Annotated in this window: 18 protein-coding genes and 1 pseudogene; all 19 read right to left on the bottom strand. The window is 37.4% G+C overall.

Annotated elements, in window-relative coordinates:
* Window positions 1–6: 6 nt before the first annotated feature.
* Entirely contained in the window at window positions 7–180 is a 174-nt protein-coding gene (locus I4N53_RS03910) for a hypothetical protein (RefSeq protein ID WP_167353624.1), read from the bottom strand.
* Between the two features lie 1,215 nt (window positions 181–1,395).
* Window positions 1,396–1,629: a hypothetical protein gene (locus I4N53_RS03905; RefSeq protein ID WP_011026185.1), complete on the bottom strand. Its 234-nt coding sequence runs from the start codon at window positions 1,627–1,629 to the stop codon at window positions 1,396–1,398.
* 65 nt (window positions 1,630–1,694) lie between these two features.
* Entirely contained in the window at window positions 1,695–2,924 is a 1,230-nt protein-coding gene (locus I4N53_RS03900; RefSeq protein ID WP_214495636.1) for a CpaF family protein, read from the bottom strand.
* 14 nt (window positions 2,925–2,938) lie between these two features.
* Entirely contained in the window at window positions 2,939–4,492 is a 1,554-nt protein-coding gene (locus I4N53_RS03895; RefSeq protein ID WP_214495635.1) for an AAA family ATPase, read from the bottom strand.
* A 7-nt stretch (window positions 4,493–4,499) separates the two neighbouring features.
* The gene (locus tag I4N53_RS03890) at window positions 4,500–5,063 is read right to left on the bottom strand and encodes an SAF domain-containing protein (RefSeq protein WP_214495634.1); all 564 of its coding nucleotides are present in this window, start codon (window positions 5,061–5,063) and stop codon (window positions 4,500–4,502) included.
* A complete protein-coding gene (locus I4N53_RS03885) occupies window positions 5,060–5,854 on the bottom strand; it encodes a peptidyl-prolyl cis-trans isomerase (RefSeq protein WP_214495633.1) in 795 nt (264 codons plus the stop codon). The genes I4N53_RS03890 and I4N53_RS03885 overlap by 4 nt, the downstream gene beginning before the upstream one ends.
* A gap of 99 nt (window positions 5,855–5,953) precedes the next feature.
* Window positions 5,954–6,355 (bottom strand): hypothetical protein, encoded by a 402-nt coding sequence (locus I4N53_RS03880; protein WP_214495632.1) that lies wholly within the window; start codon window positions 6,353–6,355, stop codon window positions 5,954–5,956.
* Between the two features lie 138 nt (window positions 6,356–6,493).
* A complete protein-coding gene (locus I4N53_RS03875) occupies window positions 6,494–7,432 on the bottom strand; it encodes a hypothetical protein (protein ID WP_214495631.1) in 939 nt (312 codons plus the stop codon).
* A 214-nt stretch (window positions 7,433–7,646) separates the two neighbouring features.
* Window positions 7,647–9,449: a hypothetical protein gene (locus I4N53_RS03870; RefSeq protein WP_214495630.1), complete on the bottom strand. Its 1,803-nt coding sequence runs from the start codon at window positions 9,447–9,449 to the stop codon at window positions 7,647–7,649.
* Window positions 9,450–9,529: 80 nt separating this feature from the next.
* Window positions 9,530–10,372: an Rpn family recombination-promoting nuclease/putative transposase gene (locus I4N53_RS03865; RefSeq protein WP_218623507.1), complete on the bottom strand. Its 843-nt coding sequence runs from the start codon at window positions 10,370–10,372 to the stop codon at window positions 9,530–9,532.
* Window positions 10,373–10,422: 50 nt separating this feature from the next.
* Window positions 10,423–11,838 carry an S-layer homology domain-containing protein gene (locus I4N53_RS03860; RefSeq protein WP_214495629.1) on the bottom strand — a complete coding sequence of 472 codons (1,416 nt, stop codon included), beginning with the start codon at window positions 11,836–11,838 and terminating at the stop codon, window positions 10,423–10,425.
* A gap of 39 nt (window positions 11,839–11,877) precedes the next feature.
* Window positions 11,878–12,489 (bottom strand): hypothetical protein, encoded by a 612-nt coding sequence (locus tag I4N53_RS03855; RefSeq protein WP_214495628.1) that lies wholly within the window; start codon window positions 12,487–12,489, stop codon window positions 11,878–11,880.
* Between the two features lie 217 nt (window positions 12,490–12,706).
* A pseudogene (locus I4N53_RS12630) lies at window positions 12,707–12,925 on the bottom strand (HNH endonuclease); the annotation flags it as partial.
* A 146-nt stretch (window positions 12,926–13,071) separates the two neighbouring features.
* Window positions 13,072–13,662 (bottom strand): hypothetical protein, encoded by a 591-nt coding sequence (locus I4N53_RS03845; RefSeq protein ID WP_214495626.1) that lies wholly within the window; start codon window positions 13,660–13,662, stop codon window positions 13,072–13,074.
* 98 nt (window positions 13,663–13,760) lie between these two features.
* Window positions 13,761–15,449 carry a M23 family metallopeptidase gene (locus tag I4N53_RS03840; RefSeq protein WP_214495625.1) on the bottom strand — a complete coding sequence of 563 codons (1,689 nt, stop codon included), beginning with the start codon at window positions 15,447–15,449 and terminating at the stop codon, window positions 13,761–13,763.
* 50 nt (window positions 15,450–15,499) lie between these two features.
* Entirely contained in the window at window positions 15,500–17,470 is a 1,971-nt protein-coding gene (locus I4N53_RS03835) for a hypothetical protein (RefSeq protein ID WP_214495624.1), read from the bottom strand.
* Window positions 17,427–19,316, bottom strand: coding sequence for a VirB4 family type IV secretion system protein (locus tag I4N53_RS03830; RefSeq protein WP_255549684.1), 1,890 nt, complete (start codon window positions 19,314–19,316; stop codon window positions 17,427–17,429). Before I4N53_RS03830 ends, I4N53_RS03835 begins: the two co-directional genes overlap by 44 nt.
* A complete protein-coding gene (locus I4N53_RS03825) occupies window positions 19,294–19,896 on the bottom strand; it encodes a hypothetical protein (protein WP_214495623.1) in 603 nt (200 codons plus the stop codon). Before I4N53_RS03825 ends, I4N53_RS03830 begins: the two co-directional genes overlap by 23 nt.
* The gene (locus tag I4N53_RS03820; protein ID WP_214495622.1) at window positions 19,826–20,197 is read right to left on the bottom strand and encodes a PrgI family protein; all 372 of its coding nucleotides are present in this window, start codon (window positions 20,195–20,197) and stop codon (window positions 19,826–19,828) included. Before I4N53_RS03820 ends, I4N53_RS03825 begins: the two co-directional genes overlap by 71 nt.
* Window positions 20,198–20,239 lie beyond the last annotated feature (42 nt).

Raw genomic sequence — 20,239 nt, 5'->3', positions numbered from 1 at the left:
TTTCTTTTATTTTAAATGCTGAAGTTTTAATAAAAGCTCTAAAGCCCTTTTAAGACCCGAATAGTAGCCGGACCAGTAGTTGACTGCTGACTGCGATTCCGCCTGCGCTCTTGTTTCAAATGCCCACTTAATTTCTCTGTCAAGGGCATCCAGTACTTTTTGAAAAGTAATCTCAGACATATCTTTGCATTCCCCTTTCCTGCAAACTGGTGAAAATGTTAATTTGCATAAAAAAAGAGGCAGTTAACCTGCCTCAAAGAAAAAGAAAGATTTCTGTTATATAACAAGCTGCAAAAAGAAAATAAAATACCAAAAAATATAGAATATGCTTTGTATTATCAAATACATTTTATTATATCCGGAATAATTCCAAAATTTTATAGTCCATACTACAGGCATATACAGTACAAGCACAGTGATAAATATCTGTACTGTATTGATAACAACATTAAAAAACGGAATATTTCTGTTAAAAAGTAAAAAATAACCGATTCCTGATATAAATGAGGGGAAACCGACCCAAAAGCATAAAGATAATATCGCAAGATATTTAACACTCAGACTTATGTAACTGACTTTTAAGGGATACAAAAACAAAAGAAGGATTTCGGCAATTTTCATAGAAAAAATAAAATGACAAATAATGAATACAGGAATCAAAAATCCCAAGCCATAAAGCGTCAAAAATATATCAGCTCTACAATTTTCTAATAAAGAAAGGGGATTTTTAAAATGCCTTTTAAAAATTTTATAACTTTTTACGCAATTGGTATTATTCTTTGCATCTTTCTTCTTGTAATTTTCTCGCAAAATGTAATTGCTAATATTATTCTGTTTTCTTTGATTGCTACTATTCCCACTTACGTTTTTATTAAAATTAACAAAAAAAGCTCTTATTTTATCCTTGTTAATAAAGGAAACCATACATACCACCTCCAAAAAACAACCAAATCTATGATATTGTTTTCCTAAAATACTCCTACTGATGCCCTTAAAATACTTTCTGACGACTTTTTTATAGCTTTGACAAATGCATTAAAAAAGGTAAACCCAGATGACAAAATAATTGTAAAAACTCATCTTTTTACTGAGAATATGCTGAAGAGGTGGCCAGAACATATTCCCAGGCCGGATAAAATAGATTCTTATAACCCATCTTTTATTATTTTGTGTACAGTTATTTTTGCAGCTTTCATAAGTAACTTAGTCCGAAGTAATTATTATAAAATACGTATAAAAAGTTCTATTAGAAAAATTGTTTGTCATAAATGGTACTGTCTTACATGGATTAAACAGTAAGAAGAATATTTTTGCCTTATTAAAATTTTGATGTTTATTCATAGTTTGCATAAAAAAAAGAGGCAGTTGCCTGCCTCAAAAGAAAAAAGAAAGTCTTTATTTACCTGCTGCAATGTTTGAAAACATGGATGACATAGCGCTGAGCGTGTTATTCCACAAGTTGGATATTGTGGTTCTTGCATTAGGTATTGCAAGCACTGCTATCCCTGCTACAAGTGCTAAGAGTGATGCTACTGCGACGTACTCATTTAATCCCCTCTTGTCTTTCTTTAATCCTGCCAGCGCTGCCATTACTTTTTTGTAAATGTTAAATGTGAGTGCATTGTACATGTAAAAACACCTCCTGTAAAATTTGACTTCAATAAAAAAGGGACATACCTTTGAAGTATGCCCCTTCACCACTTAATGTATTTATAATCGAGAATGTAATTTCCTTTTTCATCAATACCTCTGAGCTCTGCAACCTCTTTTACTGCACGTCCTATTACATCACCTTTTTCATCTTCTTCAAGACCTATAAACACGAGCACATCAATTGCTTTTGCAATAAGCCTTCTTATTGTTCTGTCATCTATGTTTTTAAATTCCTTTATGAGCATTTCGAGTTTATCCAGAGCCATTTCAACATTGTCAGCATGTATGGTTGTAAAAGAGCCTTTGTGTCCTGAGTTAAGGACATTTATAAAGGTATATGCTGATATTGGTGTTCTTATCTCTGTCAGTATGATTCTGTCCGGATTTGCCCTTAAGCAGTCATAAAGTATGTCTTCATATGTTATTGCTTTCGCTCCTTCTTTTTCTTCTCTTGTTTTAAGGTAAAAGACATAAGGAAGAGGCAGTTCCATTTCTCTTGTGTCTTCAAGCACTGCTACTATGTGTTTGGGCTGGATGTAATACGTAAGAGCATTTACAAATGTTGTTTTGCCCGCTCCCGTTTCGCCTATAACCACAATGTTTCTTCTGTTCCTGACACACATCTTGAAATACTCTGATAGAGTGCCATTAAAGTTTTCTTCTTCTTTTGTGCGCTTTTTTACCATTTCTATTGTACCTATGCTGTCATTCAATCCCCGCAGTCTATATATAAGCTCATCAAGATTTTTATTCAAGCTTGTGTGTTTTCGTATGATTATATAGGGTTCCAGAGCTTCAGGTGGAATTATTACTTTTACACGGGAGCCGTCATAAAGCTCAGCGTCCTTCGACGGCTCCGCATAGGAAATGTTCTGTCCGGAGTTCGCTATTATTCTTTCGTATATTACTCTGACTTCTTCCATGCTTGCAAATCCTCTTTCATCATCGTATTTTACTCCGTCTTTTACATACATCAGCCTCGTCCCAAAGCTTATTATATCCGTTACTCCGTCCATTTTGAGGTACTTTTCAAAAGGCCCCAGCATGTACATTTTGTTGTACACTTCTTCAGTAACAGTATAGAGATTGTCAAGATAGTGTGGAAAGTTCTGTTCAAGATATTTCCTAACTTCCAGCCTTAAAAGTCCTTTTAAATCACCTGCGCTTTGTGCTTGATAGTTTAACATCTGAGGCCTTACTGCATTCACTATCAAATCTATATCTATTTTTCGGGCAGTATTTATCAACTTGGAGCGCTCTGAAAGGCTCATGAGTCATCACCCTTTCACTGCAAAAGGTTTTGAAGTTCCATAAGTACCTTCTTCCTCTTTTCTTCTTTTTCCTTGTATTCTTCAATCACCTTTTGCAGCTCTTTTATTTCTTCCTCCTTCTGTTTTATCATCTCTTCCTGCATTAAAAGTCTTCTTTCATATATTTCTTTGTTTCTGGCAAGTATATTTTTAATTTCACCGAGAATGGCATCAATTTCACTTTCTGATTCCTGCTTCTGTGAAATTTCAAAGACTTCCGGCTGGTTTTGTTCTGCTGCTGCAGATTCTTTTTCTAATTCCGTTTTTTCTTCCATATCATTTTTACCTCCTTCAGTATTGATTAAATTATCAATTATCTCTCCGGGATCTATAGGACTGTAATATATATCCCTAATCCCAATTTCTTTAGCAGTTTCCACAAGGCTGTAGTCTGAATCTCTTGCAAGGAGGATTATCTTTTTCCCCGCAGAGATTAAGCTTCTGATGTAATCTTTATTTGAAATATATGAAATTATCGCTGCATCGCAGTCTGCAAGGCTGTCTGCTGTTTCAAATTTTGACCTGAAAATATCATCAAGTTCTTTATAACCGGTATTAACATAAACCTTCATGGGATAAAATTCACTCCTCTCTTCAGATATTCTTTTCTGTTCTTTTTTAATCTCATCGGGTTTTTCAACAGTTTTATATTGGAAGTATTTTTCGTTTTCTAATTCTGTTATGTTTTCAGTTGCAGGTAAAGAGCCGATTTCTTCAGGGGTTTCCTCTGTTGCAGCTGCTCCGGATATATTTTCAACCGCAGGTAATACTTTAGTTTCTTCTGGAGTTTCCTCAGTATTTGGAGGCTCAGCAGGAATTTGTTTTGTTTGTTTTCTCTTGAAAAATAAAAATCCTCTTTTTTTTTCATAAAAGATGCTGGGATACAAAACATTTAAAATATTTTCAGCATGTTTCAGTATTTTGGGATTTTCAAAACTGCCCAAGTTTTTAATATACGGAACTTTGTAAATAACAGGTAGCTTAATTTCTGTTATATTTACATATACCAGCTCCTTTTTCTGCACTTTGTTTACAATCATTCTCACTTTCTTTAAGTCTATAAATCCATTTGCTCTTGCCCAGTCAATATTCCCTATGGCACGGCTGCTGACAGAGGCATTGTCTTCTACGATAAACAGTATGTCCTTTGACATGTCAAAAATATCAATACAGCCTTCCACAAATGCAGGCTGTATGTCCACTATGACAAGCTCATACCGGTTGTTCAGCTCCTCCATCATTTTTCTTAATTTATCAGGCTTTATCATCTCATATGTGTCAGGATAGCCTCCGACTATCACATCAAAGCTCTGTTTTAATGGCCTCTGTACTGCCCAGTCAATGTTTCCATTGACAGCTTCAAGAATATTTTTCTTGCGGTCTAAGTCCAGTATTGAGACAAAATCGCCGGGAGAAAAGTCAAATTCAATAACACAGGTTTTAAGTTTTTTGGCTGCTGTTTTTGAAATGGCAAGAGCTATTGTTGTTTTGCCGACACCCCCTTTTGGGGAGAAGATTGAAATTATCATTTTTACATCACTCCTTGAAAATTTTGAAACTGTTTGACTTGACATAAGGGGCTATCAGTGAAGCTTTGTCGGGAGTTGTTTCAAGTACCGCAATTGTGCTTACAGTACCGTTAACCGCTGACGTTGTTTGCTCTATTGAGTAAACCTTCAGCCCGCTTATTGTCTGATTTGCACCTCCAGCAATATTTGATAAAAGTACAAGACTTATTGTGTCTCCGACGGAAATAAGCTTTGCGTCTTCATAAGGAACGTTTATGCTTATTAAAACATCGCCTGGAGCTACTTCAAGTCCCTTCTGCATAACTATGCTGTGCGGTATGAAATCGCCTTTCACACGTGAAGTATTAAGGCTTTTGCCTACAATCTCCTGAGGATTCTTCACTAGATCTGCTGCAAGGCTTGCAGGAATGCTTTTTGTGGTAAGCATGTCCTGAGTTATTACTGTGCCTGCATTTATCGGTTTTGCTGCCACAACAACATTTACTGTTCCCTGCGTGCTGTTAAGCACTAAAAAAGCTGCAAGGAAGACAAACACCGCAGTGATAATTCCTATTTTGATTATCCTGCTCAATTCCCTTCACCTTCCCATTCTTTTATTTTTTTGTGGTAAAAATCAAGCTTTTTTTGATTTAAGAGGTAAAGTTCGATGCCGTCTTTTACTTCATCGAAAGGCTTGATTGTCTGCTCTGTGGTTTTTAAAATTATATACCCTTCATTGTTAACAGGTACTGGTTCATAAATTGTATCTGGTTTTAAGGATACTCCAAAAAATTTCTGACTTACAGGGATGTCTCCCATAAAGCCGCCGTTTCCGCTTATTCTGTCTATTGAATACTGCTCAAAAAGTTTGCTGAAGTCTTCTCCGTCCTTAAGCTTTTGATATACCATATCCGCTGTATCTCTGTCTTTGACTGATATTTCATATACCTTCACTGTTGTGTAGTAGTCTTTGTGTGTTTCATAAAATTCTCTTACTTCTTCGGGCTTTACTGTAATATCTTTCGTATATTTGTTAAAAAGTTTATCTGACAAAAGAATGTCTTTTAAGTCTTCTTTTGTCAGCCGTGTTTTATTCTTAGTATCCTGCCATGCTTTACTTAGCTCTTCTTTGGTTACTGTTATTCCTTCTTTTTGCGCTTCGTACTCAATTGCTTTTTTGGCTCTTAAATTTTCTAAAGCTATTTTGGTTAGTTCGTCATTGTTCATGTTTGTAAACTTGTCTTTTAGAAATGTTTTTTCTTTTTCCAGCTCAGCTTGTGTTATTGGTATTCCATGAACACTTGCTATTTGTTTCGAGGTACATCCTGATAAAATTGACAGCGCAAATACAGGCAGTACAAGTAATAGAATTGTTTTTTTCAAAGCCTTCACACCTCCTAATTTTTATCATAAAGTTGAGTATTACTGTGTATTTTCTTAACGTCCTTTTTCCTACCGCCCGCTTTTCACCTACCTCCTTTTCTAAAAAATGCTTAAAATACCTATAGCGCTTAAAATTGCTAAAACCATTCCTGCAAGTGCTAACAAAAAAGCTGTCCCTTTTTTGTCGTACAACATATATACGACGTCTGCTTTTGCTTCTATGTTTTTAAGTTTTTCTGTTAAAACATTCTGTGCAAGATTGCCTTTTATTTCTTCAAGCGTTATGTTTCCTTCTGCTATTAACTTTAAAAGTTCTTTTAAATTTTCTTCTGCATCTTCTGAGACCGAAATGTACTGTTCTAGAAGTGTATTTGCAACCTTTAGTGAGATTGCGTTATAATAGAGTAGTTCAATCAGGAAAAGAATTTTTACCTGACCGTCAATTTTTTTGTTTTTTATTGCTCTAAGCATAATGTTTTTTTGGTATAGGCTTAGTTTCATTTAATAATACCACCTCCTGTTCGTTGCATAAAAAAAGAAACTGCCTTTCGACAGTTTCTTTTTTGTATAAGAGTTTTTTTATCTCCGAATTACAGAAAATTATAACTTTACACACTTACTATTTTTTGTGTTTAATTATCATAAATTAGCTTTTATTTTAATAAAACTTACACGTTTGTATATCAAATCAATATATATCCTTGCTTTATCTGGAAGCATGTCAATAATTTTATTAGGAAACCAAGTACATAAAAGCATTAATATTGCAAGTCCAATATTGTATAACTTTAAAAAGTTCTCATAAGCAATAGAATCAAAGGTTCCTCCTCCCAAAGGTTGGAATATAATAGCATTATTAATCAGTCTAGCAGAATAAGCATTAAATAATATAGCTATGGTTGCAATCACTTTGAAAATAGTTTGCATCTCCGGAATGTTTTTATCTCCCCTTATTTTAAGATCTACAACAGCCCACACAACAAGAAACATCACTAAACCCGGTGTTGATAAAAAACCCGAAATTATTCCAAACAAACTAAGAGATACTAAATATACGGCTAAAGCTTTATAATCAATATCTTTGGCCTTTTTTACTAGCCACCACAACGCCCCACCAATAGCCATAAGCGTTTGTGAAAATCTTGTCATAAATTCACTAAAATAATTTAATGTTCCTCCCCCAGAATAACTAAAATTAAAAACGGAGGTCAACGCAAAATTTAATGCGGAAAAGAAAATATCAATAATACCTCCTATGAAAGGAGTAAATAACCACATTATCCAACCAACTACAAAAAATATTACTGACATTATTAACGGAATAGTTACTGTTAAGTAATATAACCAATTTATGAATATATGTACTAATCCTATAGCAACAATCGATACTAATAAAAATTCAGCATAATTTAAAACCCCTCCTCTATACTTTAAAGCTATTGGCAAAGTAATTATAAAGCTTATAAAGTACATAATTCCTAAAAAGACTGCAGGGTCTTTTAGACTTAACATCATATTTGCCAAAGACATTTCTTGCTTAATGTCTAGCTGATTCTTGGGAGTTGTAAAATTTCCCATAATACCCCCTCCTGTTTATAAGATACTTTTAACGATGTTTAGGTCTTACCTCAATCATATTAATAGTAATTCGACATTTTCTATCAAATTCCTTTAGAAAAAAAATAAAATTTTTTATTTTTTAACCAAACACTTTATTAGTATTTTTTAGTTTTAAGTAATTCATTTTTCCAATAAAGGCAGGAACACTCATGCAAGCATCCCTGCCCTTTTCTTAAAACGTAATTGTCTCTGTCTGTATGTTCGTTTGCTGCCAGTTTGGATTGGACGTCTTAAAGTCTGGATTACTATGATCTTGATTATCTTGGAAAAACGTTGTATTAAAGCCGTTTACAGGTATATGAACGTACACACAGAAGTACTTATCTGTTCCATTGAGGTACAGCTTAAAATACAATGTTGAGTCTTCCTGCCCTGCTTTCCTGTACATAAACCTGAACGTTGCCTGCTGATTTGCTATGTCTATGTTCTGCATGACAGGATACTCTGTCTCCCAGTTGTCATCTTCTAAAAGGTAGTTTGTATATCTGTGTATGTTGTGAAAAGCTACAACCTTTGTGACGTATGCCGGTGTTCGCACTTCTCTTGGGCCCGTTGGAGTATCTATAATTGAACCTATCTCTACGTTCTTCCATTTAATTGTTATATCCATATACGCAGGATAGCCGTTTGCATCAGTATGCCACTTTGTAAATACAAAGTTGGGTGTCTTGTTTATTGTTATAGTTGCATGTACAGAATCAGCTGTGACCTGTCTTATCGAGGGTGTATTATTGGAAACTGTCGTATTGCCGCTGGAAGGTGGTGTACTTACTGCAGGAGGATTATTATTCTGCGGAGAACTGCTGCTCTGTGATGGAAGTGTTGGAGATGTTCCATCAGGATTGTCGTCCGGTATTCTGAACGTTGCTATACCTGAGCTTGTAGCGTAGTTTAAAACTGTATTTATAAAGTCCTGGTAGTTAGTAAATTGATCCAAAAAAATAGCTGCATCTCCAGCGCCTCTAAAAGCATCTGAACCAAAGTAATTAGCTAAATCTTGATAATAATTTCGTAGTTTTACCATTACAGGTGCACTTTGGTCTAAAGTTCCTACTATTTGGTCCGGTACTTTTATACCATGTTCCTGTAAAATTTCAGCTATAGCTTCATCAATTGAAGGATCTCCTGTTATAACCTTACCTTTTCGGGGCTTCCAGTCCCAGTTATTTGCGTATTTATCTGTCTTCTTAGTAAACTGCAAGATGAATACTCCTGCTTTATCATCGTACATAAAACCGGACTGCTTTAAGTAGTTAATTTGATCTTGAGTAAGATCTTTATATGGTACTACGTATGCTCCGTCGCTTGCCCATCCACCCTGAAACTCTACTCCGTTTACAAGCATTTCCGAACCGTCCGGTTTCACTACTCTTACTGTGCGCAGATCACCTATTATATGGGCATTGCCTAACATTGTGGTGTTGGTAGGAGAAACTCCTGTTGACATTCCGCCACTTCCTCCGCTGCTGTTATATCCGCTGTAGGTGCTGCCGCTGTAGTTAAACCACCCGCCCGTTGCGTTTATTGCAGCTACGACTGCCTGCATTTGTTTTGAGTCTGAAAGAGCAGAAGTGGGTACCAGCCTGTCTCCCATTCTATTAGCACTTACCGCAGATACCTGTCCGTTTGATACTGCTATCAAGGTATTGTCTGTACCTGCATAGTAGTAGCTTGTACCGTTTATTGTGTAACCGGGGCTTACCGATAGTGTTGCAGTTTGTCCAGAATTTGTTTTGATTGTGGTGTTCAGCTGACCTCCGCTTGCAGCTACTTTCTGCGGAGGTACAAGATGTCCGTCCGGAGTCATTATCCCTGTTGTTGTGTATGTCTGTCCTGTTGTTGGATCAGTTACCTGTATTTGATTCCCTCCAAGCCATTTTACCGTTGTACCGTCAGACATTACATAATCGGCATATGCAGGTATGGTGCAGGAAAGCAGAAAAAGAATTAAAACTGCTACAGCAATTTTCTTCAAAAAGCTCACCTCCCGTTAAAAGCTTTATCAAACAAAAGAGGATAGGTTTTTGTTACCTATCCTCTTTTGACAATTTTTGTTCAATTTAACAGTTTCTTTACTTCTTCTTTAGGGAGTTTAGTTATTTCTACAATTTCATCAATATTCATTCCTCTTTTTAATAGTTCTTTAGCTACTGCTAATCTTCCTTCTTTTTCTCCTTCTTTTTTACCTTCTTTTCTCCCTTCTTCTATTAATCTTCTAAATGTTGCTGATTTTTCCAAATTTAACATTTTCATCACCTCCGCAAACATTTTCTCAATAATTTCTTCTTCATACACCAGTTCTGCAAGTATTTTAGCTTTTGCAGCTAGTTCTCTCTTTTTTTCTTGTTCTAGAGGAATCTTCTTTATCATTTCTACACATTCTTTTAGATAAAGTTCTTTTTCTTTTTTTCTTCTTTCTTTATCCATCAAAGGAAGCAGCGTGAACAATTCGTAGTAGTTAGTCTGTGTTATCTCAGAAAATTTTATTTCCCCTACATCTATTATTTTATATCTGTACTTCAAAAAATTTTCTTTTCCAAAGTCAAATTCTACTCCATTGGCCATATTTAAGTTGTTTTCACCTATGTACACAACAACCTGATAAGGCATTAAACCGTATTTCTCCATTATCTCAACAGCGTACCTTAACATTCTGTAAGGCATTTTATCGTCATTATCAGACTGGAATTCTATATGTATAGCAATAGTATTTTCTTCCTTTGTACTACATTTAAAAACCATATCGCTTTCTCTGGTTTCAACTCTAGGAAATTCTATATTAAGCTCCTCTATTTTAGTGTGCTGTATCCCCAAAAAATAACTTAGTATATCATCCGTTAAATCAGAAAACATGTTTTTAAGTGTGATATCATACTTTCCCAAGATTTCTCCCTCCATCGTTCCCTTATCACAATTATACCACATTTAAAAAGAAAGGGACAGACATTTTACAGCCTGTCCCTTATTGTGTCTATCCATTCAAGATCCCATTTCTGTGTTGCAGGATTGTAAGCTCCATCATATGCTGCAAACTTCCATTTGCCATCCTGCTTTACGAGAAGAGCATGAGCATAAGCCGTTTGCCAAGTTCCAGGATCGTTAGGTCTGTCCACTTTTCCTGTTCGTGAATAATATACACTAGCAATATTGCCCATTGTTGATATTTTAATAATATTGTACGAATCAGACTTAAACCAATACGCACCTAACGGATATACATAAGTTCCATCTGAAAGATTGCCACCTCTTAATAAAATACTGTCCACTACACCATACTCAGCTCTATTGCCAAATGAACCACCAGTTCCAGGTCCTTTATGTCCGTCTGTGTCCCATACGCCCATTTTGGTTCCCTTGTAGAAGTACTTATCCATGTTCGGTAAAAAGCCGTTTTTACATTTGTCATTAAGTATATTTGCTCTATCATCTATAACCGTTGGCTCTGTCCACGGATATAAATTGTATTCTGTTACGTAATCTTTGGCTTCCTGCTGATATTCTTTTAAGGCTTGTGCAAAAATTGGATTTGGGTTAGGTCCTACATCGGCATATGTTCCATCAGGCAGTTTATAAAAATTTGTTGGTATCCAAGCCTGTGAAAGCTTTGCAATAGCTTGCTCTGCATGTGATATTACATTTATCGCTTCCTGCTCAGTCAAGTCGCTTGGTAAAAGCCTCATAAGCCTCATAAGCATTACAACCGCTTCTGCTCTGTTTGCATATGCGTTTGGTCTGAAAGTACCGTCAGGATATCCGCTTAATATTTTTAATCCTACTGCATTGGAAATCGCTGCTGAATACGGGTCGCTGTCTGAATAGTCTTTAAAGTGCAGAGGTACGTTTGCTAAAGGTATTTGATAGGATACTGCAGCATTTGAAAGCCATATCGCTATTTCTTTTCTGGTTATGTTTCCGTTCGGATTAAAGGTTCCTTTGTAATAATCAAGTGGTATAATATTCTTATTTACAAGCTGCATAATGGGTTGATAGTACCATGCATCACTTTTTACATCTTTAAAAGGATTCTGAGGCGCTGTTTGATCAAGTCCCAATGCCCTTGAAAGCATTGCTGCAAATTCTGCTCTTGTTAATGTATTCTCAGGCATTAACGGGCCTAACACTTTACAAACAACTTTACCTGTCATTTGATAATCTCTTATTGCAGTTGGCGGATTTGCCGGATAGCCTCTTACTATTTCTGCTGCTACTGCTAACTCTAAATCAGGCATTGCCCAGTAAAACTGTCCATCAGGTTCTGTGTATTTGTAAAAGTCCTGCACAGCATAAAAGTCTGCTGCAAAGCTGGGTACTGAAACTCCTAATACAAGAGCTAAAACTAACACAAAAGATAAAAATTTTTTCATTTAAAAAACACCTCCATTAGAAATTTTATCACATTTTTCTTAAAAAAGTAACCTTATTACAGCATCCTCAAGCTCAACCAGAGCTTCATTTATGTCATCTTTTGTTACTTTCTGCCCCAGAAGTTTCATAATACCTTTTATTTGATTTAGAGCAGCTTCCTCTTTTGTTTTATCTGGTTCTGCAGCTGTACTTACTTTGACAGTTTCTTCAGGAGAGATGTTCTGTCTTTCCACCTCCTTTGCTGCCTCACCCGAAAAGCTTACCTTCCCTTTTAAACCAAGAAAGTACTGCTGCACATCAGAAAATTTTGCAGGATTTTTTACGGCATTCACAACTTTCTCAGGAGTTACCGGATCAAATACAATATCATATATGCCAAGTGCCAGTGCATATCCTAAATGCTTTGATTCTTCATTCCCCGGCAAAAGTATTACTCTTTTGTCCCTCTGCCTCAGGGCAAACAAGAAATCCTTAAAGGGGAGTTTTATGTCTTCACGTGGTGCCAGAATAACCGTATCGTACAAATCTCTGCTCTTTTCTTCTAAAAGGTAATCTGCATAAAAGATTATTTCTGATTCTATTTTGTTTTCCTTTAATTTATGTTTTAACAGTTCATCCAGTTTTTCTATACCTGTGCATATAAATACCATTTTACAGCACTCCCGTAGACGGCTTTAAAAGGTTTTTAAGCCTTTTTTGAATGTGCTGACATATAAAAATGTGTCTTAAGAAAATAACTTTTATTGTAAGGCTTTTAAAAGCCTTACACAATTTTATACAGCCTTATTGTATGAAAATCTTTCTTCCATTTCTTTTCTGTTTTCTACAAGCTTATCCACAGAGTCTCGGTGCAGGGTGCCTCCCAATTCATTGGGAGGAGGAATGCGCCGCTCTATACCCGTATTCATAACCATCACTTCTCTGAAGAATCGTAAGATACTTGGGGTGAACGTCGAAACCGTTCAGCCGAAACGACGGTCTTTGCCTTATTGCTATTCTGCCGACGTGGACTCCAGCATACTTGCCCCTCGGCACAACAGCCTTCACAATGTCGCCTGTAGCAAAACCCATGTAAGTCTTCTCCCTAGAGTATCCCAGCCCTGCCATCTCCGAGATGACAAGAGCTTTTATTAAGAGTTTTTCTTTCTTGCCGGAAGGTTCAAGCCGTTTTATTTTCTCAAGGAGCTTATAGAAAAAAGCAGCTTCCATGTCATCCATTGCTACCACCTTCCTTATTTTTTCTTCAACCTTTTTTGTATTTCTTCTTTGGCTTCTCTTACCTGGTTAAAAAAGTTTTGGCGCCTTTCCTGCCAGCCTTCAGGAAAATATGCATCAAAGCGGGCTTTTGTAAAGCCGTCCGTCGGATCAACTTCCTGTGGAGGTTCATTCTGCTGATTTGAAGACATCTTTCTGACTCTATATGCATAAGCAGAATAGCTGTAGCGTCCCAGCAGGCCAAAAAACTGCTGAATTAAAAAACCTATTAGCCACATTATTAACAGGTTTCTAACAAATGGATGGGTTTTGATATAACTTATTACCACATTCATTTTATTGGGAAGATCCTGCCACTCAATGAACGTATAGTGCCATATATCCGAAACATATCCTGCTGCATTTTTTATCGCAGTCTGCCAGTCTCCAACCACTGCTAGAAATGCGTCGGTTATAAAAAACAGGCCGACAAAAAAGGCAAAAAAGCCCAAAACAATGATAACAGCTTTTTTACCAAGCTCAACTCCTGCATGATATACAAGCATAAAAGGAAGAGTTATGAGAAATATTATCCACAGCAAAACATCAGACAATCTGTTTTTTTTCATATTAAACACCAGCCTTTTATAAACATTATCCCTTCTGCCTTTATTATACACTTAAATATTAATATTGTCAATATTTAAAATTTCTTGTGCTGCAAAAACTACTTTCCGTACTTTTCACTGTATTTTTCTGCAATTGACATGACCTGATCCACGTACCACCATGCGTGGTTGTAATTCCACAATGCCTTTCTCAATGCATCTGTATCACTGTAGCCTTGTTTCTTGTACAAATTGTAATTTGCACTTAAATAATGGGCAGCAGTATAAACTGCATCAGAAGGATCAAAAGGACTTATTATGCTGTCTCCATCGCCGTCAACACCGTACTCTCTGAATGTTTCGGGTAAAAACTGCATCATCCCCACAGCAGACGTGTTGTAGTCCGGCAGATAAGGTCCTACAGCATTTGGATTAAAGCTTGATTCTCTGTAAGCTATTGCTGCAAGCACAGTCCACGGTATTCCATACTTTTCTCCAGCTACTTTGAATACAGGAATCAATTCATTTGGTATTTCACCCGGCCTTATATCATATTTCTGCCAGGGAGGTACCTCCATTGAAGAGTCTGAACTGTCCAGCAGCCATCCGATATTTTCTTCATTTTTCATGAATGAAGCTGCTGTTTCCAGAAGCATTATTCTGTTAAGCTCTGCAACATAGTAAACTTCTCCACCGGAAAAAGTTTTAATACCTGCAATATACAGCGACGGATCTACAGGCTGGCCGTTTTCCCTAATTTCAAAATGAAGGTGCGGGCCTGTTGAGCGTCCTGTATTTCCGGACAGGCCTATAACATCTCCCTGCTTTACTTCTTTTCCTTCACTTACTTTTATCTCAGAAAGATGTCCGTAAATTGTTGACAGACCGTCTGCATGTCTTATGATAACTGCTTTTCCGTATCCGCCGTATTCTTCTGCAAGGGCAACAACACCATCAGCCACAGCTTTTATTGGTGTTCCGGAAGGTATTCCGAAGTCTACTCCGGTATGAAATTCTTTGCTGCCCGGATTTTTAGGATCTTCTCTCATGCCAAAAGGAGACGTGACAGGATAATCTCCGTCAAACGGCTTTATTATCTGCCCGCCTTTAGCAGTGTGTTCCTGTACGGTGAAACTACTTGTTTTGGTACCGGTACCGGCATATTTTGCAATAGCAGCATCCAGTCTTGTCCAGTCAGGATAAAAATCTATCCCTGTTTTTGCTAAATAAAATGTTTTTGTGTATTTTTTGTAATCTGCTGTCTCTGTATGATTTTCTGTAAACTGAAGAGTATAGTGAAGTTCATATATTCCTGCATAGGTGTTCACTTGAGAGATATACTTTCTTGATGTTCTTATTTCGTAATACTTTGTCTGCCAGTTCCCATCTTTATCCTTAATACTTTCCCACACCTGAGTTACTTCATCATAATCAAAGTACGTAAAAACAGGGTTAAGATCTTTAGTTATATTTGTTATCATGTCCTTATCAAGAGTGTCATCCCAATCTCTTGCATAAAGCTGAAGGGCGTAAGGTACTGCCCACGGAAGAAAAAACTGCTCTTCCATTTTGTCGCTTGAGAGTACAGGAGGGTTAAGAGCGGGCATCATCTGCTGGACCATTCTGCCGTTCGCAGCTACAGTATTATCCTGATAAGCAGCATCAAAAATTCCTAAAACAGTAAATATACCAAAAAAAATAAGACTCAAAAAAATCAGTATTATCCAGAAATAAGGGTTTGTAACAAGGGAACGGAGTATATATCTTTTCACAGCATTTTTTATGTAATCTTTTAAATAATCACCCAATTCAACCACCCTCTAAAAAAGAAGCAGCAGAGAAGAAATACCTTTCTCTGCTACTTCCATCTAAACTTATCAGGGTCTTCTGATACGTTTTTTATCCATTCATAGCCTTTTTGAATTCCTGTCCTCATGCCTCTTGCTACTATTTCCCCTGCTTTTTCTCCTATTTCTGATGCTTTTGTGCCAAAAGGAGAAAGTATAGTTGTACCTATTATTTTGCCTGTACCGTCAAAAGCGTGTTCGGTACCTGTTATGTTTTTTATCTTGTCTCCAAGATCTGCTTTTTTATATGGAGTGTAGCCGTGCTCCTGAGCTTCTATCTCTGTCCTGAATGTTGCAGTAGGCTGAATATCTGCATAACCTTCATCATCAGGCATGTAGTATTTCATACTTCCATCTTCAAGTTTTACTCCCTTTATTAGGCCGTTTCCTTTTTCATCAACATACAGCCTGGTTGGATCATCTGTTGCGTATTTGTAACTCGCTGTCTGGTATCCCAGCCCTCCTACTGTGCCAAGAAAACTGCCACCTGCTGCACCTACAGCCCTGCCTATTCCTGCACCAATTGTTCCCAAATCTTTCATTGCTGATTCTCCAAGTGCAAGTCCCATAGCACCGCCTGCAACTGCACCGACAGTTCCTAAAGCTCCTCCTAATACATTTCTTGCTTTTTCAGCGGTGCCTAGAGCCTTTTGATACCTTTCACCGGGCTTATCTCTTCCGGGAGGAAGGGGAGGAGTCTGGCGCCGTATGCTGTTAAAACCTGTTTCATTCCCTGCAAGAACCGGCTCAGAAGGATAGGGCGCTGTTGAGGCATAAAGCCCAGGTACTCCCTCAGAAGATGGTGTATATGAATCATACTTCTCCTTTGTAAATAGAGGCTCACTTTCTACTTCTTCGCCACCGTAAGGACCACTTCCACCATTTCCACCGCCTCCGCTGCTGTCTCCGGTACTCCCACCAGTATCCTGCTTTCTATCTTTCTTCCAGTCTAGTACTCTTTGTGTAACAGTACCTCTTGATCTATTCCAGCCACGTCCTGCAAGTCCGGCAATGGCTGCCAAGCCGGAAAAACCTGCCATAGCAAGACCAGCATAAAATTCTTCGTTTACTCCCAGGAATTTCAGAAACCCCATGAACACTTCTCTTAAAACCTTTGATGTTGGGATAAGGGCAATCAGCCCAAAGAGCTGCGCCCACCAGTCAGAAAAATCTGAAGAAACACCGGGGGAAACAAGCACGGCGTACAGAGATAGGACAAGTGCGTGTGAAGACTGCATAAAAGCATTTGATACTATTTCACCGGCCACAAGTCCTATTCCCCTGCTGTAGCCCGTGATGCTCCAGCTCCACACCACAATTGGCACAACTACCAGCATAGCAATAAGTACAAATTTTCGTATTGTGTAAAGAAAATTAAAATACACCATCAATCCTACAAAGGCTAGTTTTACTAAAGCTGTCGTAAGAATATTATTTGTCTGTATGGCATCAATAAAGTTCCATCCGCCCTGAATGAATTTTCCTCCTGCGTATACCTGCATAAGGTTTTTGAAAACTTCCGTCAGGTAGGCATTGGCCATGAATATAAGTTTTGAATATGTTGGTAGAAACCATATTATGGCATAGGCTAAAACAACAAGCCACATCTTCTGCATTGCATCCGCTCTCTTTGAAGGGTTTGAACCTGCTGACATGAGCCTGAACCCATTGATTATCATTGCTATTACTGCAAGGCCACCTGTTGCAATTTCTATAGTGTTATACCATTTCATTGCTATATCCCACTCATCTTTTGTAAATGGAGCAGTTTCTGTATTTGGCAGGTTAAAAACAAGCTCATCTATTGTTTTAAAGCCAAGTGTCCTTATTCCATTTACAAGGCCATCTATAGGCCAGGCAAGCACTCTTTCTATAAATGTATCTGCATATACAAAAGTAGGAAACAGCAGTACAAACAGGAAAATCAAAACAAAAATTTTACGTCTGTTCGTTAGGATTTGTTGTAATAAATTCTCTTTCATATTCGGATGCCACCACCCTTACAACTGTAGAATTTCTGCCTGCTTTCAGCAAAGCCTCACCTATGCCTGAAGACAAAAGGAATTCCCTCTCTCCTTTTGAGAGATGAAATACTTCCTGTACTGCATCTATGTCTGTTGGGGACTGCCTTAAAAGAAAAACTGTTGCTGCGTTTGTTAAAACGGCTTTTCCCTGAGGGGAATTTGCAAATTCTATAAAGCTCTGTGAAGCAATTGTAAGAGACGTATTTCTCTTTCTTGCCCTTCTTGCGAGGTTTTCTAAAAAATTTGCAGTATGCTCATATTTCATGAACATCCATGCCTCATCAACTATGACAAACTTTTTCTGCTTTATATTTTTCTTTACAAACTTCTCCCATACCCAGTTTGTTACCACATAAAGAGCATATGTTTTTAGAAATTCATCCACAATTCCCGAAACGTCAAAAGAAATTAATAAAGCATCTTTTAAATCAACATTGGACTGCCCGTCGAACAGTCCCATTGTACCGCCTCTTAAATAGGGCTTTAAAATTTGTGCAAGTTTTTCTCCTCCAGGCTTTTTGCTGAGCCTTTCCGTAAAAGATGAAAGTGTCGGCATCTGTTTTGGACGAAGTCCTATATAATATTTCCCGTCCACTTCCTGCGAGCTCTGTTCGTACAGGCTTTCCGGGTTTCTTGTTATTCCACAGGATCTGTACTCTTCCAGTACTGATTCTTCTATTAGTGAAAGTTCATAGGCAGTAATAGGAGTTTTGCTGATTTTTTCTATTATCATGCTCACAAGTCCCTTTATCTCATTTGCTTTCTGCAGAAGATCTATAAACTCTATACCTTCATCATCAACATCGGCTTCTATATCGAAGGGATTTATAACGTACTTGCAGTTGGGCTCCAGTTTTATATGAACGCCTCCTACTCTGTTAACAACGTTTTTGTATTCTCCATCAGGATCTATAAAGACCGTTCTGACTCCTAAAAGGGCGCTTCTCAGAGCGATTAACTTCATCATAAAAGATTTTCCTGCGCCTGACTGTGCAAATACAGCTATATTTGCATTGGGCAGTATCGGAGGCCCTATAAACGGATCAAACACAACTGGAGAGCCTGTAAAAAGGTTTATCCCGATAGGAATACCCTGCTTGTGGGAGTACTCCGGTGATGCAAACGGGAAAAGAGAAATAGCTGCTCCTACATTGAAATTTCGAGATGCATCGGCCAAATAGTTTTCGGCTAGAGGGAGCAGTGTTTTAAAACCCTGTTCCTGCCTGAACATTGCGTTTCTTGCTTTTATCGATTTGCCCGCTAAAACTTCTTCGAGAGTCCTTGAATTCCTTTCAAGCTCCTGCAGGCTGTCTGCGTATATTGCTATTACAATTGTTACATAAAAAAGCTTATCTCTGTTCATCTGTATATTTTCACGCAGTGTTTCAAGGCTTTCAGATGCCCTTTGAAGTATTCCCAGCTCTGCAATGTTCCCTTCTTCTTCATCAAGCATAAGCTGGGACTGGAGCTGTACAATTTTGTGTGTCAATTTTTTTATCGCTGCCCCGCTGTTTTCAGGATAAATATGAACGGATATGTTTGCATTTGAGAAAAGTTTCAGGCTGTCAAGCCAGCCAATCCCCACGGAAGCAGGATAGTCAGTAAAATAATACACTCTAACGTATTTATCATTAATTTGCATATAATTTCTATCTATATATATCCCGTCGGGAGATATTATCTGCTTTATGTCAGATACATGATTAAAAGGATCGTGAAAGTCATTTTCTTTTACTTTCTTTGCTAGTTTTTGTTTTTTGTTCTCTTTAAGCTTACCGTTTCTATTGAACAGGCTGAACTTCAAGTTCTATCCCCTCCTTCATGAAGCTTAATGCGCCGTTTTCAATCAGAGTAGATGCGTAAATTCTGGTAGATGGATTCAGCATTTCATGTATTAGGTCAATTAGCTCATTGGTATCAAGAAGGCGTGGATTCAAACCACATTTTATTAAACCCTCCATAACCAACTGAATTCTTCTGGACATTTCTCCTCTTGCTTTTGCGTAGTTATTTTCTGTGTCATCATAGGTTATCACGATGTAATTTCTGTTTATCATTGTGTTTTCTGCATGATATGATAAAAACTTTTCCAGATGCTGTTCATATTCCAGCATTGTTCTTGGAATTCTGTTCCTGTTTGCCCTGAAAGCCTCAATAGAATCTCTTAAGTTAACCCTCTGTGTTAAAGAAAGTATCTGTATAGGGAAAGTTATTCCTAAAAGCAAAGAAGCGAATGCATCTTCCAAAGCATTCTGTTCAGCAGGCGTAAGAAGTGCAAAGTTTATAGGGTCAGCGGTAATAAGAGCCCTGTATCTACTTCCTTTCAGAATTATTACTCCTTCTCTTATATCTTCTATATCTAGAAATTCTGTTGTTTTCCTCAATTTCAACACTCCCTTTCCATGCGTATTCTTTTTCCTGCAGATAGAACTGGACAGCATAGGCAATATACCTGTCCAGTGCCATTCCATCTCTATCAAAGTTTGCACCCCAGAGTCCCAATAACAGAAATAAAACCCCTGGGATTGCTGCAATTCTGATATTGAAGTATTTATAAGCCCATATAAAAGCTGCAATTCCCAGTCCTATCCCAATAAGAAGAATGATAAACTGCCTAAGAGAAAACTTTCCGCCAAATATTTTATCTTCTTTCATTAAGTCTAGTGGTATAGGATATACTCTCATTTGAATCACCCCTAAAAAAATAAGGACTATCATAAACGATAG

It is taken from the genome of Thermoanaerobacter sp. CM-CNRG TB177 (assembly GCF_018588165.1).
GTDB lineage: Bacteria > Bacillota > Thermoanaerobacteria > Thermoanaerobacterales > Thermoanaerobacteraceae > Thermoanaerobacter > Thermoanaerobacter thermocopriae.
The sequence above is the reverse complement of the archived record's forward strand: the minus strand, read 5'-3'. Positions and strand labels throughout refer to the sequence as shown.

Bases quoted from the DNA above. Each gene is read 5' to 3' on its own strand.
- I4N53_RS03875 (WP_214495631.1), bottom strand. From the start codon at position 7,432: ATGGGAAATTTTACAACTCCCAAGAATCAGCTAGACATTAAGCAAGAA.
- I4N53_RS03880 (WP_214495632.1), bottom strand. From the start codon at position 6,355: ATGAAACTAAGCCTATACCAAAAAAACATTATGCTTAGAGCAATAAAA.
- I4N53_RS03865 (WP_218623507.1), bottom strand. From the start codon at position 10,372: ATGGAGGGAGAAATCTTGGGAAAGTATGATATCACACTTAAAAACATG.
- I4N53_RS03820 (WP_214495622.1), bottom strand. From the start codon at position 20,197: ATGAGAGTATATCCTATACCACTAGACTTAATGAAAGAAGATAAAATA.
- I4N53_RS03900 (WP_214495636.1), bottom strand. From the start codon at position 2,924: ATGAGCCTTTCAGAGCGCTCCAAGTTGATAAATACTGCCCGAAAAATA.
- I4N53_RS03905 (WP_011026185.1), bottom strand. From the start codon at position 1,629: ATGTACAATGCACTCACATTTAACATTTACAAAAAAGTAATGGCAGCG.
- I4N53_RS03895 (WP_214495635.1), bottom strand. From the start codon at position 4,492: ATGATAATTTCAATCTTCTCCCCAAAAGGGGGTGTCGGCAAAACAACA.
- I4N53_RS03855 (WP_214495628.1), bottom strand. From the start codon at position 12,489: ATGGTATTTATATGCACAGGTATAGAAAAACTGGATGAACTGTTAAAA.
- I4N53_RS03860 (WP_214495629.1), bottom strand. From the start codon at position 11,838: ATGAAAAAATTTTTATCTTTTGTGTTAGTTTTAGCTCTTGTATTAGGA.
- I4N53_RS03910 (WP_167353624.1), bottom strand. From the start codon at position 180: ATGTCTGAGATTACTTTTCAAAAAGTACTGGATGCCCTTGACAGAGAA.
- I4N53_RS03835 (WP_214495624.1), bottom strand. From the start codon at position 17,470: ATGAAAGAGAATTTATTACAACAAATCCTAACGAACAGACGTAAAATT.
- I4N53_RS03845 (WP_214495626.1), bottom strand. From the start codon at position 13,662: ATGAAAAAAAACAGATTGTCTGATGTTTTGCTGTGGATAATATTTCTC.